Origin of the sequence: Nitrospira sp. ND1 (assembly GCF_900170025.1) — a bacterium.
Taxonomy (GTDB): Bacteria; Nitrospirota; Nitrospiria; order Nitrospirales; family Nitrospiraceae; genus Nitrospira_A.
The window spans coordinates 1,402,006-1,417,241 of sequence record NZ_FWEX01000006.1; the positions used below are offsets into that span (position 1 = coordinate 1,402,006).

Here is a 15,236-nt window from a genome sequence, read left to right on the forward strand (position 1 = left end):
GCTGTATCCGATCCGATAAACCCCGCATTTATTTGAACACTCGCAGGCAGCGCCACACGGCGCACACGGCTTCCCTCTCTCGCTGTTCCTCACAGAATCAATGGGTTCCCGCTCTGTTGGCTCACGCTTCATCGGCGCACCGGCGGCATAGGTATTGCGCTCACAGCAAATCGTGAAGACTTCTCACAATCCGGAACAGTCGCACCATGCGCCCTCCCATTCTCATAGTCGATGACGATCCGGATATCCGGGAATCTCTCACGGACATGTTAGGTCACGAGGGATACCTCGTACACAGCGCCGCCTCCGGAACCGACGCCCTTCAACAAGCCAAACAGACGCGCTACGACGCAGCGCTCCTCGACATCCAATTGCCCGACCTCAACGGACTCTCGGTCTTGAAAGTGCTCATGGAATTAGATGCGAGTCTCCCCGTCATCATCCTGACCGGAAACGTCACGCCTGAAAACACGATCGGCTCTCTGGCCAAAGGGGCCTTCGCGTATCTGACCAAGCCCTATAATTCCCAAGAACTCAAAGCCATCCTTCGCCGGGCCGTCTCGGTGAAAGGGCTGGCCGTCCTGGCCGAGCATGTAGAGGAGGCGCTGCAGGCCAGCGAAGAACGCTTCCGGGCGTTGGTGGAGTCGGCGACCGACGCCATGGTGCTCGCCGACCAGAGCGGCCTCATCATCTGGTGGAACGGCGCCGCCGAGCGAATGTTCGGTCACACCAAAGAAGAGGCCCTCGGGCGCCCGCTGACCATCATGATGCCGGAACGGTTTCGCGCCGCGCACGCGGCCGGCGTCACACGTCTCGCCCAGGGTGGAACAGCCACGATCATCGGGCATACCATCGAAATGGTCGGCTTGACAAAAACCGGAGACGAATTCCCGATTGAGCTCTCGCTGGCATCCTGGCGTGCGAGTGAAGGGATGTTTTTCAGCGGCATCATTCGCAATATTGCGCGGCGCAAACGCGCCGAAGAGTCTGTCGTCAGGTTGAGCCATCAGAACGCGCTGATTCTCGACAGCGCCGGGGAAGGCATCTTCGGACTAGACCCGCAAGGATGCGCCACCTTCGTGAACGCAACTGCGGCGCGGATGCTCGGATGGAGCGCGGCAGAACTGATCGGCAAGCCGTTGGCACCGCTCTTTTATCGAATCGGCAACGACAATGCGCTGTACGCCTCAGACCCTTTCTGTCTCCGCGCAGCGCTTCATGACGGCGCCATTCACCGCATCCAAAACGAGACCTTCGCCAGGAAGGACGGCTCGCTGTTTCCCGTCCAATACGTCACCAGTCCCATCCGTGAGCGAGACCGGCCGGTCAGCGCAGTCGTGGTCTTCCAGGACATCAGCGCTCGCAAACAGCAGGAGGGCCTACAGCAGGCACAACTCTCCGTCAGCCATATCCTCGCGCAAGCCGGCACCGTCGAAGAAGCCATCCCGCAACTTCTCCACGTCGCAGGCACAATGGGTGCGTGGGATATGGCGCTCTTGTGGCAATGCGGGCCAATGGGAGACAAGCTGACTTGTCAGGGAGGCTGGATCCGTCCCTCACATCGATGGGATGAATTTCTCTCGGTCTGTCGCAACAGTGAGTTCCCGCCGGGGATGGATTTCCCTGGCATCGCCTGGGCCTCAAAACTTCCGCTCTGGATATCGGACGTCCTGGCGGATTCCCGATTCACCCGCGCACCGACCGCCTCTCGCCTGGGTATTCAGGGGGCCTGCATCGTCCCCATCCGGACCGGCAGCATCATCCACGGAGTGCTTGAGTTGTATACCGAACAGCGGCGGGCCTCCGACAGCCACTTGATTCAGATCCTCGCCGACACGGGCATGAAGATCGGACAGTTCATCGATCGCACAGGAGCCGCGCAGGCATTGCGTGCGGCGCATCACATGACTCAGAGCCTGCTGGCCAGTCTGCCCGGCGCCATTTTCCTGTGCGGAAGCGACTGGCACGTTCAGTATGCCAATGCGTTGGCCCATCAGTATTTTGCGCCTCCCGGCGAATCGCTGATCGGCCGTCCGCTGTGCGAATGTCTTTCCCTCAGCGAGCCCGCGCTCCAACAGCTGATGGTGGAATGGAACACGCACAGGGCAGACTCGCCTCATCGGCTCTCTGAACGTGAGTGCGAAGTCGCCGCACGGTTGTATCGCTATCGGTTTTTTCCGGTCTCGACCCCGGAATCCCCGCAGTACCAAGTGGGCATCCTGTTGTGGGATATCACCGACGACAAACAACTCCAGGATGAACTGATCCAGGCTGAAAAACTCTCCAGCCTTGGCACCATGGTGTCTGGTATGGCGCACGAAATCAACAACCCGGCCCAGGCTATCCTCAGCATGGCCGAGTTGATCCAGGATGAGGACGATCCGGACACGATAAAACAGTTTGCCGCCGATATTGTGGGCTACGCCCGTCACGTCTCCACCGTTGTGCGGGATTTCTCCGGCTATGCCCGCGCGGCCGGCAGGGATGGAGCGACGGAAATCGATGTGGCAGAACGTTTGCTCGAAGCGGTCAAGATGGTCCGGCGAGGGCCTCATTTCGGCCACGTGGAGATCGCCACACAGTTCGAAGCCCCTGTGTTTCTTCGCGCGCGAAAGGGAGAAGTCGATCAGGTGTTTGTCAACTTGATCGGCAACGCTATCCAGGCCATGGAGGGGATCGGCTGCTTGACGTTAGCGACCGGTCTGGACGGCAGATGGATCCAGGTGACCATTGCCGATACCGGTCCGGGCATCCCGGATTCCATCCGCCCGAGGATTTTCGATCCGTTCTTCACCACCAAAACAGCTGGCAAAGGGACGGGACTCGGACTCAGCATCGTGCACAAGATCGTGACCAAATATGCCGGAACCATCACGGTGGACAGCACCGAAGGCGGAGGCACCACCTTCCGGTTACGGTTTCCGGCACTCGTTCAGTAAGAGAAACCGTCACGATGAGGGTATGATTCGATTGTAGCCTGACGAGAAGAGCCTCGCGAGGAGTCAGCCGGCAAACTTGAAACCGCGACAGATATCAGGACTGTGAGCGAGGAGCGTACGCCCGCTTAAATACCGAGCGCAATCCGAAATAGGCGAAGGAATCTTTCAGGTTGGAGTACAGGCGCTTGAACGCGCCCATGTCGGGATTCGTCACATACTCCATGGTCAGTACGATCCGCTCTTCCTGCTCTCCGAGCGGCGTGACGGCATGCCAGAGTTTGTCGCCATTGAAGATCACCAGATCGCCTGGCGCAGTCGCCAATTCACGGTGCACCGGTTGTTTCCCCGGCACATCTTTGAAAAGATCGCAGACTAAGCGGCACTGCTTGGACTGATCGAGTAAGCCCATCAGAATGGTGTACCGGGCGCCTTTGTAGTAGGACGTATCGTAGTGATACCCGATGTGATCGCCGGCTTCCGTGTAGTAATAGAGCGCACAGGAATGGGGATCGTTGTCGGGACACAGCAGCAAATTCACCTTGGTCAACCGATTGAGCATCGCCCGGAAGGCGTCCGAGCGATACAGGTCGATGAACTGCGGCGCTTTCTCCATCACGGCATAATAGCCGACACTGCCGCCCTTCTTATGCCCGGGAATATAATTGCGGTTCAACCCTGACTTGAGCATCTGGGCTTGCTGAGCCAGGGTGGCCTCCACAAAATCGCGCGGCAAAAACTCTGGGATATACAGGAATTCGTTCTGATCCCAATATTCCCGCTCAAGCCGGTCAAGATCCAGCGCCGCAATCGCCCGCTCCACCGCCTCGGTCACGCTGCTTGTACAGGTTGGGCTCATACCTTCGCCTTTCGTGAAGCGTCGTTCGTATCTCGTCCGGAGAACGAGCGTATGGCGCATAGCTGGTAGCAGCAGTCGGCGAAGCAGAGCGAATGGCCAATAGCCGACGACAGGGAGTCCGAAATCAGAGGCGCAGAGCTTCTCATACCATCCTCAGCCATATGCTATAAGCCATGAGCTATACGCTCCGATCTCTCACGAGATACGCTTCACGATTCACGCGTCACGGATGTCGAGAGCTAGGGTCTGCTCAGCACCGGCGCCCGCACGATTTCTACATCGGCCGGGGCCTTGAAATCAAATAGGTCGTCCTTCAGTCCGCTGTTCGGCTTCAACTCTGAAAACTCAAAGGTCGCGATATTGCCGCTGACCTCATGCAGGGCGATCGTCTTGAGGAAGTACGTCTTCGGCTGTACTTCGATCACAATCTTCTGAATCGCGCGCTCCGGTTCGGCCCGTCCCTGCTTCGGAGTCAAAGAGACCAGCAGAATGCCCCCTGCGCCACGGTCCTTGTTCGCCGTGGGTTCGATGTCGAACTCTTCATCCAGTTTGGCCACCCCTTGCAGCAATTGCAGCGGCGCCTGGGAAGCGGCCATATAGGTGAGCTTGCCCACCAGCACCTGCTTGTGCTCCGGCACATACATTTTGACGTCGTCTTTGTTGACGTAAATTTCTTCCGTAGCCGGTTCGATATAATCCCATCGGAGACGCCCGGGCTTCTTGATATAGAAATGTCCGGTCGAAATCACGGGCGTCGAAAATCCTTCGATCCTGGTTTTTTGCGTGAACGAGGCCTGCAAGTCCTTGGTCTTTTCATAGCGGGTCTGGATCTTCTTCACGACCTCTTGGACCTCCTGCAGAGACTGGAGGTCCACCGCCGGCTCATCGGGCTTCACCGGTTGAGCCACTGCCGGAATTCCACTCATGAGCAGCACCGCAACGATTAAGAATATCCGCATCATGCCTCATCTCCACCGACCGGCCCACGACGGCCGAGGACCTCTCGACGCCCGTCCCGGCCTGCTGCTCCGACCACACCTTCCGCTTCCATCTGTTCGATCATACGGGCCGCCCGGGGATACCCGACGCGGAGACGCCGTTGAATCAGGGAAGCAGAAGCCTGGCCGGTGGACAATACCAGATCCTTGGCCTGTTCGTAGACTTCGTCCTTGGCTTGCTCCTCTTCCGCCTCTTCGATCTTGAGCGATTGGAGTTCCCGGCAGTACGAGGGCAACGCCTGCTTCTTGACGAATTCGACCACCCGCCGCACATCATCGTCCGACACATACGACCCGTGAATCCGCATCAGCTTCCCGGTCCCCGAGGCGAGATACAACATATCGCCGCGACCAAGCAGCGCCTCGGCGCCGTTGGCATCCAGAATCGTGCGCGAGTCGGTCTTGGACGAGACTTGAAACGCGATACGCGCCGGGAAATTGGCCTTGATGAGGCCGGTCAACACATCGACCGATGGCCTTTGGGTCGCCAACACGAGGTGAATCCCGGAAGCGCGCGCCATCTGGGCCAGACGCGCAATCTTGTCCTCCACATCTTTCGGGGCTACCATCATCAAGTCCGCCAGCTCGTCGATCATGACCATGATGTAGGGCAGGGGCTCCGGCGGACTCGGCTTGACCGAATCAGTCGGCCCATTGTCGCCGGCGGGCTCCGCATCTTCTCCCTTGGAGAGACGCTCCTCTTCGGACAGAAACGTCAGTTCGACCTGCTCAGGCTTGCCGGATTGCCAGACATCCGACACGGCCCCTTGCACCTCGGAAATCCGTCGGTTGTAGGCATCGATGCTCCGCACCCCCGCATCAGCCAGCAGCTTGTAGCGCCGCTCCATTTCCTGGACCACCCACCCCAACCCGCGCGCCGCCGATTTGGGATCGGTAATGACGGGACGAAGCAAATGCGGAATGCCATCGTAACTTTGGAACTCCAGCATTTTCGGATCGATGAGCAGCAGTTTTACTTCGTCCGGACGGGCGTTGAACAGAATGCTCAACAACATCGTGTTCAACCCCACGCTCTTGCCGGCTCCGGTCGCGCCGGCAACCAGCAGGTGAGGCATCGTTCTCAGGTCCGCACAGACCGCACCGCCGAAGATATCTTTCCCGAGCGCGAGCCCCAATTTGGAGCGTGAGCGCGAAAAGGCGTCGCTGGTGACGACTTCCTTCATGGACACCATTTCGCGATGAGGATTCGGCACTTCAATCCCGACGACCGACTTCCCGGGCAACGGCGCCACGATACGCAAGCTGATGGCTTTGAGTGCCAGGGCCAGGTCATCGGCAAGGTTGACGATGCGCGCGACCTTCGTCCCCGGCGCGGGCTCGAACTCGTACATCGTCACGACCGGACCCGGTCGCACCTCCGTCACCCGCCCTTCGATCGCAAAACTCTTCAGCGCCTTGGTCAGGATTTCGGATTGCAGTTTCAACTCATCGTCGCTGAGACGGGCAAGCGGGCCGGAGGGATCGCTCAGCAGTTCCTGGGGATCAGGCAGGACATAGCCGTCAGATACGGAGGGACTGGTCGCAACTGCTGCTGCCGGCTCGTCCGCCGACACCGCGCGTTTTTCGACCTTCATCGGGGGCTGAATCTTAGGGGGAATGACGGGAACGGGAATCTGCTCCACCGCTTCAGCCACCACCTGCACTTCGCGGTCAAAGTCCTGTTCCTCAACCTCGCGCGAAGCTCGCGACTTCTTCTCACGGACTCGCTTGGGTTGCGCCTCCTCCTGCTTCGTCGGCCACTCCGGAACCAGCCCGGCCATCCGCTCGCGCGCGGCCGCCCACCAGTCGGGAACCCGCTGCAGCAGCGCCGTCAGCGACAGCGGCACCGTAAACAGGAGCGCCACCATCAAGCCGGCGAGGATCACGATATGCGCGCCGGTCGTGGCAAAGTAACTTCGGACCCCGTCGGCCAACACCTGCCCGATAATCCCGCCGGCCAGACCTCGATTGACCCAGCCGCTGGAAATCGTGGGCACCGCCGTCACTTCCAAATGCAGCAGGGCACTCAAGAACACCATGGCCGCCAGACCGCTGCCGGCGTTTCTGATTCGCATAGTGAGCGGGATCGGCGTGAAGCAACGCGCGCCGAGCAGTCCGAGAAGAATGGGAAAGAGGTAGGCGGCGCCGCCGACCATGAAAAAACAAGCGGCCGCCGACAGCGCGCCCACCGACCCGATCATGTTTTTGGGCTGATTGCCGGCTGCTCCGGATGCCGCAATCGATTTGGCGTCGCCGGGAACGAACGACACCAGACTGAGCAGGATCAGGAGACCGGCTGCGATCAGGAGAACCCCGATCACTTCGCGCTTCACATGAGAGGAACGGGAAGGGGCTGAGCGGGCGTCACCGCGCTTTGCCGTGGTGGATACACCCATGCGGCGGATCGTAGCACAGGGAAAACGCCTTTTCAAACAAACGGGGAATGTTGCGCAAGCCGATGAAGCCGCGCTTACTCACGCTCACAGGGACCGGAGTCAGACCGGATCGCGATCGAACGCGCGCGCAAGTGTGCGGTAGTCGTCGAGCGTGAGCATCTCCGCTCGAGCTTGCGGCGGCACGCCGGCTTCCGCAGTGGCCCGCGCAATCTGCTCGGAAGGATAGCCTTCATCACGCAGGGAATTCACCAGCGTCTTGCGGCGATGGGCGAACGACGCGCGCACCAGCCGCCGGAACCGTTCGTGCCGGACCGGCTCGAACCCTTCCTGCGTGTTGATCCGAAGATGCACCACCGCCGATCCGACAGTCGGACGGGGACGGAAACAATTCGCAGATACACGAAAGGCCAGTTCCACCTCGGCCGCCTCCTGGGTCAATACCGACAGCACCCCGTAGTCCTCGCTGTTCGGCTTGGCCGCCAGCCTGAGCGCCACTTCCGTCTGCAGCATAAGTACCAGACGATCGAGGCGGGCACGCGCATCGAGCAGCGCGAAGAGAATCGGCGTAGAGACGTAATAGGGAAGATTCGCCACCACCACCGTACGCAGCGGCAAGGTCTCGAAGGGAAAGGCGAGGGCGTCCCCGATCCGAAGGTCCAGGTTTCGGCAATGCCCCAGACTTTCCTGCAGATGAGGCTGCAACTGTGGATCGATCTCAACGGCAATGACGCGTCCCGCTTCGGCACACAAACCGGCGGTCAGGGCCCCACGCCCCGGTCCGATCTCCAAGACAGTGTCCTCCGGGCCAAGCGCCGCTAGGGACACGATCTTGCGGATAATGTTCGGGTCGATGAGAAAATTCTGACCGAGTCGTTTCAGGGCTGGAGGGAAGGAGGGAGCCATCATCTCGCACAGCTTTCTAGCAGGATGCGGAAAAACTCATTTTTTGCATCATACGTCGCGATCAGCTCACCTGCCGTGTCGGCGGCAGAATCACCGCAGGATGCGCAAAAAGGCCGTCCAGCAAGGCCGCAGCGAGCGAGGAAGCGAATCGTACTCGGGCCGTACGGTGAGCTTCTGAGCGATGCGAGAACGCCGCGGGCGGACTTTTTCCGCATCCTGCTAACCGGCGGCCGGAGGGGCCGCGGCCCGAATGCGTTTGGCAAGCGTCACGAGGTAGGAGCGATAACTTTCCACCTCGTCGGTGAACTCTTCGATCAAATCGTTGGTGAACGCCATACCGGGCTTTTTTCGCGCCAACTCATCGGCCGCACTCTGTCCGGCATGCTGCTGGAGCAGGGCCACCGTGCGGATCTTCCACTGCCCCATGCGTTCAGTGCCCAAGGTGGTGTTGAAATCCTGAATGGTCCTTGTCGCGATCGCATCCAATTCCTTCACCTGCTGATCGATCATCGTCGCCGCGGAAAGTCCTGTCTCTGCCATGGACGTATTCCCCTTCTTTCCTATCGGGACGTTTTGGTAACCGGTGACCAGGATTCGGCCAGGCGGGCCGCCACCTTCACGGCCTCCAGCAGGCTCCCATGCTCGGCAACCCCTTTTCCGGCGATGTCATAGGCCGTTCCATGATCCACTGAGGTCCGGATAATCGGGAGCCCGACGGTCAAGTTCACGCAGGTGCCGAACGCGACCAGCTTCAGAGGAATAAGCCCCTGATCATGATACATCGCCACCACACCATCGTAGTCGCCGCGGGCGGCCTTCCCGAACAGGGTATCGGCTGGAAGCGGATCGCTGGCCTTGATACCCGCCGCCCTGGCCAGTTTGACGGCCGGTGCGATGCTGGTCGACTCCTCGTTGCCGAACAGACCATGCTCTCCAGCGTGGGGATTCAACGCCGCCACGCCGATTCTGGGACGCGCAATGCCGAAATACTTCGTCAACCCGAGATGTGCGAGGCGGATGGCCTTGCTGATCCGTTCCGTGGTCAGCAGCGGGGACAGGGCATTGATCGCCACATGGGTGGTGGTGAACATGATTTTGAGCGGCCCGCCGACAATCATCATCCCGAACTCTGTGGTCTTGGTCAGATCTGCCAGCAGTTCCGTGTGTCCCGGGTAGTGAAAACCGGCCATGTTCATGGCTTCTTTATTGATGGGAGCCGTGACGATCCCACCCAGGCTCCCCGCCTGCGCCAGCTTCACCGCTTCCTTGATGAATGCGATGGAGGCTGCACCGGTCACCGCGGTAGCGGCACCCATGCGAAATTTCGGTAACGGACTTTCCAGCGGGTCTGCCACGGCCACCTGCCCCGCCTTCAACCGCTGGCCGTTCGCCGGATTGAAGTCCACCACCTGCAGAGGGAGCTTCAGCCAGGCGATCGTCCGTTCCATGACGTGACGGGAGCCGACGACAACAGGAGTACAGAGGCGCATCAGAGCCCTATCGGCCAAGGCCTTGGCGATGACTTCCGGTCCGATCCCGGCCGGATCTCCCATTGTGAGACCCAGGACAGAACGCGCTGTCTTGGTCGTGCGTTTAGGAGCCATGTGCGTACAAGAACAGTGTGTACCCAAGGTACAGCAGCGCGCTACCGCTGAGCAACCAGGGCCGCCAGTGTCCGGACCAGACTGCCTGCAGTAGACTCAAGCTCATAGCGAGCACGGCGAGCACCATGGTCGCCAGCGCCGTTGGCCCCAGCGTCCATTCGGTGCCCAGCAACCCGACAGAGACGGGAATCGAGCCCTGAAACACCATCGCACCAGTGACATTTCCAACGGCCAGCCGATCCTTCTTCCGATACAACCAGAGAAAACTGTTCGACATCTCCGGCAACTCAGTGGCCAACGGAGCGATCAGCAACGCGAGGATGAGCGGCGAGACCTGCATTTCCGCTGAAATGGAATTCGCGGCCGTCACGAACAGATGGGCCCCACCGACCAGGCCCAGCAGGCCCACGATTCCCTGCGCGCCGATCACCAGATACGACGGACGAGAGGACCGGCGTGCGAACAACAGTGGCTCCAGTTCACCACCTCCCTCACCCTCTTCATCTTCGGCCGAGAACTTGAGCTTCATGTAATAGACGTACATGCCCAACAGCACTGCCGCGACAGCCACGTGAAAGAGCTTGGAGGGGATGACCGCGCAGGTCAACGCCAGCGCATAACTGATCAGGAAGAAGCTGATATCGACGCGGACTTCGCCGTAATTGAGCTTGAACGTCGCCGTCCGCTTACCGAGCTTCGCGTAGAGCAGCAACAGCAGCGCTAGAATAGGCAGGACCAGCGTGCTGAGCATGAACGGCGCCCCGAGAATGGCGCCCAGACCGACCTCCATCTGCTCTCGCCCGGCCCCGAAAAAAATCGCGATGATCGGAATCGACGTCTCCGGTAGGGTCGTCCCGACCGCCGCGAAGACGCTCCCGACCGCGCCTTCAGAAATGTTGAGACGCTTGCCGAGCCATTCAATGGCGTTCGTAAAGAGATGGCACCCGGCGAGGGTGACGACGACCGAGGCCACAAACAATCCCACATAGAGCAGGATCGTCACTGGAGGCCTCGCGAGGAAGGCACCTCAAACGAGAAGACAACGGCGGCAGTTTCTGTGTTCACCTGCTCCCTTTTTCCTTTTTCGCATGTCCTGCCGTGCGCCGATAGGCCTGCATGGCCTCTTCCAAAATGTCTTTCACCGGACGGCCGCTCTGTTCGGCAATCCGCTTACAATCCTCATACTCAGGAGCGGCTTTGCTCCGACCCGGTTGGGAGTCCGCCACCTTGATAGACACCTCGTGGCCATGGACCTGTACCGGGACAAATCGTCGTGGCAGCACCCGTCGCTGCACCTCATGGGTCCTGACCCCGAGCGCCGTCGTGTCGGCGAACAACACGGCCAGCACGGCCTCCACCTTCTCCTGGGGAGCCAGCACGGAGAGTACATTCCCGGGACGGCCCTTTTTCATCGTGACCGGTGCCAGGGTCGCATCCACGGCTCCCGCAGCAAACACCCGATCGAACACGGTCTCGTAGACCTGCGGATTCAAGTCGTCGATGTTCGTCTGAAGTTCAACGATGGTTTCCAGCGAACCTACGGCGGCCGGTTCTTCACCGACGAACACTCGTAACACATTCGGCCAATGCGCCGGATCGGCAGTTCCCGCCCCATACCCCACCCGGCGCACCTGCATATGAGGCAAGCGACCGAATTCTGTCGCCAGGGTTCGCACCAGCGCGACTCCCGTCGGAGTCGCCAGTTCCCGCTCAGGCCCCCCGGCATAGATAGGCAGGCCGACTGCCAGCGCAGCCACGGCCGGACCCGGCACAGGCAACGATCCGTGTGCCGACATGAGGGTGCCCGATCCCACATTGATCGCGGAGGCCGTCACGCGCTGCACCCCCAGGAGATGGATCCCCAGGACCCCGCCGACCACATCGACAAACGAATCGATCACGCCGACTTCGTGAAAATGCACATGCGAGGGTTCGACGCCATGGGCCTTCCCCTCAGCGTGAGCCAGCACATCGAACACGGCCTGGCTCTTTTCTTTCACCGCCGGGGGCAGGCCGCTCTTCAGTAGAATCCGTTTGATCTGCGCCAGGGTTAACGGGGCGCGAAAGCCCTTCTCGACCAGCACATCGACTTTAGTGGCAGTGAGGGCCCCGCGCTCGACCCGTTTCCGCGTCAGGCGAAACCCCTCGATCCGCAACAAGGCCAGCCCGCGCACGAGATCTTTAAACGGCAATCCCGCATCGACCAGCGCACCCAAGGTCATGTCGCCGCTGATGCCGGAGAAACAGTCGAAATGAAGATGTGTGGCCACGTCACTCCTACGATTCATCATCCACTGCGAGCGAGCGGCATCTTACCGGAGCCGCATCCAGACAGCAATCATTCCGCTCGTTCATTGACAGCCCTTCGATGCTGTGTTATCCCCAATCAAGAGACGCATTCCATCGGACCACCGGCCCACACGCTGCGACTTCAACACCATGATCAATGCCACACCATTCAGCTCTACGATTGTCCTTCGCGCATTGCGTGCCGTACGACTCGGCCTCCTGTTTCTCTTAGGTGCGGCCCTTCTGCTGGGAGGACATCCCATGGATGCGTTGGCCAAAACCAAGGGCAAGAGCAGCGTCCCGCGCCCGGAGCCGGACCTGAAAATTCTCTCGCTGCATGCCGCGCCGATGCCCTACCGCCCGCAAGACGGGCCCTTTCATTTCATCGCGACCGTGCAACTGCCCAAGGAAGTCGATGAACAATTGATGCTGGAGGTGTCCGCTCTTGTCACCTCCTCCTCCATGACCTCGCTCCGCTTCCTGTCGATCCGGCAGCCGGTCAATGAACATGCGCAGACAGCCACCAGCGCCGCTGGGGACACGCCACAGAAACATGTGCAGGTGGATCTCGTGTGGGACGGACTGGACCACAACAAGCAGCAAGTGCCGGTCGGGTCCTATGAATATGAAGTGCGGGTCAAATTACTGAGTAACGGAGAAAAGGGCCAACGCACGCAGATGTTGTCGTGGCCCAAACGCGGCAAGTTTGTCGTGAAGAACTAAGCCGTCGATTCCGGAACGCCGACCGGCCCACTCCGCCGGTCAGCGCACTTCGTTATGCTTCCCCCACCATGTTGATTCGATGCGCGAGGCAACCGGCTCCGAAACCGTTGTCGATGTTCATGACTCCGACTCCTGCCGCGCAGGAATTCAACATGGTCAACAATGCGGCCAACCCGCCGAAGTGTGCGCCGTAGCCCCGGCTCGTCGGCACCGCAATCACCGGTTGCCGAACCAGTCCGCCGACCACGCTTGGAAGCACGCCATCCATGCCGGCCACCACGATGAGGGCCCGGGCATCATGCAACCGTTCCTGCTGCCCCAGCAGGCGATGCAAGCCGGCCACTCCCACATCGTACAACGTGTCGGTCTTGCTCCCCATGATATCGGCCGTCACACGCGCTTCTTCCGCCACGGGAATATCGGCGGTGCCGGCGGTGACGATCAATACGGCCCCCCGGCGCACCAACTTGGGCGGCGCAATGGCGACGACCCGCGCCGCTTCGTGGTAGACCGCCCGCTTGCTCACGCGCAGGAGCGCCCGCGCAACCGAGGGTTCCACCCGCGTCGCCAGCAAGGCGTTGTTCTTCCTCAAGAGCGTCTTCGCGATGGCAACCACCTGTGATACCGTCTTGCCTTCGCAAAAAATGACTTCCGGAAACCCCTGGCGTAGCGCGCGATGGTGATCGAGCGAGGCAAATCCCAAGTTTTCATACGGCAGGGTGCGTAACCGGTGAAGCGCATCCGGCACCGCAAGAGCGCCCTGCTGAACCTTCGTGAGCAACGCCTGGAGCTGGTCCTGATTCATGACGGGCTCTTCTCCCCCTTGGCTTCGCGCTCCATGAGATCACCGACCGCCTGACGACAGGACTTGTCGGCAAAGAGCACCGCGTTTACTTCCTGCACAATCGGCATATCCACCCCACAGCGCAGGGCGAGCCCCAATGCCGCCTTGGCCGTGCGCACGCCTTCCGCCACCGCCTGCATGCTCGCGAGAATTCCCTCCAAGCGTTCGCCTTTACCCAACCGCACCCCGACTGAATGATTGCGGCTCAAGGGACCGGTGCAGGTCAGAATGAGATCACCGACCCCTGAGAGGCCATAGAAAGTCCGTGGATCAGCACCCATCGCCACACCCAGCCGGATCATTTCGGCCAGGCCGCGGGTAATGAGCGCGGCGCGGGCGTTATGCCCGAGTTCCAACCCATCCACGACACCGGCAGCCAGGGCCATCACGTTTTTCAAGGCGCCGCCGAGTTGCACGCCGATCAAGTCATCGTCCGCATAGACGCGAAAGTTCGGCGTCATGAACAGCGACTGGATCGCCTTGACGACACCGGCATCCTGCCCGGCGAGACACAGCGCCGTCGGTTTCCCACGGCTGACCTCACTGGCAAAACTCGGTCCCGACAAGACCAACAAGGAACCCTGCATGTGCGAGGGCAACACGCTCTGCATGACCTGCGTCACGAGCGCAAGCGTCTCTTCTTCGATCCCCTTGGTCGCACTGACCAGCGGAATGGGCTGCGGCAATAAGACTGCAACCCGGCTCAGCACCGTTCTCGCTACATGCGAGGGCACCGCAAAAATCAGGCAATCAGCGCCTGCGATGGCGTCGGATAAGACATTCGTTGCCGAGAGGGTCGGCGGAAGCAACACGCCCGGAAGGTACACCGTATTTTCACGCCTGAGCTGGATCGCCTGAACGACTTCCGGCTCATGGGCCCACAAACAGACGGGCACCTGTTTCTCGGCCAGATGCCGGGCCAACGCCGTCCCCCAGGCCCCGGCGCCGATGACTGCCACATGCTTGATGGCCGGTTGCTCCATCACTGCCCCACCACCATGACGTGGCAGAGCGGGCCGGCAGCTGGAATGCAGAATGCAGACTTCATGGACGCGGATTATAGGAAGGGGCTTTGAAAGCTGTCAACGAAGCGATGCCCTCTCTCGCCACTGGAAATCCTGCCGCCGTCGCGTTAGGCTACAGACTTCATCTGGAACGACTGTCATGAAACCCTGTCCTGCCTGCGGACGTGGCCTACCGGAAATCAACCGCTATTGCACCCACTGCGGAGCAGGTGTTAGCCCTGACACCAGCCGGAGAACGGCGGCGACTCCTCCCGGACCGGCCAAGGAACAGCTGAACCTGAATATCCTGTACGGCATGGTGACCGTCCTGATTGTCTCCCTACTCATGCCGCCCTGGGAAACGCCCCCCTCACAGCCGGCGGCCTTTCTCGGGTTTCATTTCATCCTCTCCCCGCCGCAACCGGATGCCCTCGTCAGCCGGCTGCTGCTCACGATTGAGCTCACCACCACCGCCATCGCCGGCCTGTATCTGTCGTTTCTATTCCGCACGAGACAATAGCCGGTCCATCGTCGGACGTCACGCGTCACCCGTGAACGGACTGTCCTTCCGGTCACCATTGCGCTTGACCAATGACGGTTGCCGTTTCTGCTTAACCCGGACTATTCATGACTACCTACTCCGGCGTCCGACCCTCTCGCCCGGCGAGGCTTTTCTCGTT

General features: G+C 60.4%; 13 protein-coding genes. 3 read left to right on the forward strand and 10 right to left on the reverse strand.

Features of this window, described 5'->3' with window-relative positions; translation table 11 throughout:
* Positions 1-206: 206 nt before the first annotated feature.
* Positions 207-2,939, forward strand: a complete 2,733-nt coding sequence (locus NSND_RS11180; RefSeq protein WP_080879085.1) for a PAS domain S-box protein — start codon at positions 207-209, stop codon at positions 2,937-2,939.
* A 94-nt stretch (positions 2,940-3,033) separates the two neighbouring features.
* Here NSND_RS11180 and NSND_RS11185 read toward each other — a convergent pair whose 3' ends face one another.
* From NSND_RS11185 to larC, 8 genes are all read right to left on the reverse strand, one after another.
* Positions 3,034-3,795: a 2OG-Fe(II) oxygenase gene (locus NSND_RS11185; RefSeq protein ID WP_080879086.1), complete on the reverse strand. Its 762-nt coding sequence runs from the start codon at positions 3,793-3,795 to the stop codon at positions 3,034-3,036.
* 239 nt (positions 3,796-4,034) lie between these two features.
* Positions 4,035-4,757 carry a LolA family protein gene (locus tag NSND_RS11190; protein WP_080879087.1) on the reverse strand — a complete coding sequence of 241 codons (723 nt, stop codon included), beginning with the start codon at positions 4,755-4,757 and terminating at the stop codon, positions 4,035-4,037.
* The gene (locus NSND_RS11195) at positions 4,754-7,189 is read right to left on the reverse strand and encodes a DNA translocase FtsK (protein ID WP_080879088.1); all 2,436 of its coding nucleotides are present in this window, start codon (positions 7,187-7,189) and stop codon (positions 4,754-4,756) included. Before NSND_RS11195 ends, NSND_RS11190 begins: the two co-directional genes overlap by 4 nt.
* Before the next feature lie 99 nt (positions 7,190-7,288).
* Positions 7,289-8,095, reverse strand: coding sequence for a 16S rRNA (adenine(1518)-N(6)/adenine(1519)-N(6))-dimethyltransferase RsmA (gene rsmA / locus NSND_RS11200; RefSeq protein WP_080879089.1), 807 nt, complete (start codon positions 8,093-8,095; stop codon positions 7,289-7,291).
* Positions 8,096-8,311: 216 nt separating this feature from the next.
* Complete coding sequence (locus tag NSND_RS11210) at positions 8,312-8,632, reverse strand: hypothetical protein (RefSeq protein WP_080879091.1); 321 nt, start codon at positions 8,630-8,632, stop codon at positions 8,312-8,314.
* A gap of 20 nt (positions 8,633-8,652) precedes the next feature.
* On the reverse strand, positions 8,653-9,696 hold the full coding sequence (gene pdxA, locus NSND_RS11215; RefSeq protein WP_080879092.1) for a 4-hydroxythreonine-4-phosphate dehydrogenase PdxA: 1,044 nt from the start codon (positions 9,694-9,696) through the stop codon (positions 8,653-8,655).
* Entirely contained in the window at positions 9,686-10,699 is a 1,014-nt protein-coding gene (locus NSND_RS11220; protein ID WP_080879093.1) for a sodium:calcium antiporter, read from the reverse strand. The genes pdxA and NSND_RS11220 overlap by 11 nt, the downstream gene beginning before the upstream one ends.
* Before the next feature lie 58 nt (positions 10,700-10,757).
* The gene (gene larC, locus NSND_RS11225) at positions 10,758-11,966 is read right to left on the reverse strand and encodes a nickel pincer cofactor biosynthesis protein LarC (RefSeq protein ID WP_159450755.1); all 1,209 of its coding nucleotides are present in this window, start codon (positions 11,964-11,966) and stop codon (positions 10,758-10,760) included.
* Positions 11,967-12,135: 169 nt separating this feature from the next.
* Here larC and NSND_RS11230 point away from each other — a divergent pair, with 169 nt between their 5' ends.
* The gene (locus NSND_RS11230; protein ID WP_080879095.1) at positions 12,136-12,708 is read left to right on the forward strand and encodes a hypothetical protein; all 573 of its coding nucleotides are present in this window, start codon (positions 12,136-12,138) and stop codon (positions 12,706-12,708) included.
* A 52-nt stretch (positions 12,709-12,760) separates the two neighbouring features.
* Here the strand turns inward: NSND_RS11230 and larB are convergent, their stop codons facing one another.
* Together larB and NSND_RS11240 are read right to left on the reverse strand one after the other, a co-directional pair.
* Entirely contained in the window at positions 12,761-13,513 is a 753-nt protein-coding gene (gene larB / locus NSND_RS11235; RefSeq protein ID WP_080879096.1) for a nickel pincer cofactor biosynthesis protein LarB, read from the reverse strand.
* Positions 13,510-14,535, reverse strand: coding sequence for an NAD(P)H-dependent glycerol-3-phosphate dehydrogenase (locus tag NSND_RS11240; RefSeq protein ID WP_080879097.1), 1,026 nt, complete (start codon positions 14,533-14,535; stop codon positions 13,510-13,512). Before NSND_RS11240 ends, larB begins: the two co-directional genes overlap by 4 nt.
* Positions 14,536-14,716: 181 nt before the next feature.
* On the opposite strand from NSND_RS11240, the gene NSND_RS11245 reads away from it, so the two are divergent.
* Positions 14,717-15,076: a zinc ribbon domain-containing protein gene (locus NSND_RS11245; RefSeq protein ID WP_080879098.1), complete on the forward strand. Its 360-nt coding sequence runs from the start codon at positions 14,717-14,719 to the stop codon at positions 15,074-15,076.
* Positions 15,077-15,236 lie beyond the last annotated feature (160 nt).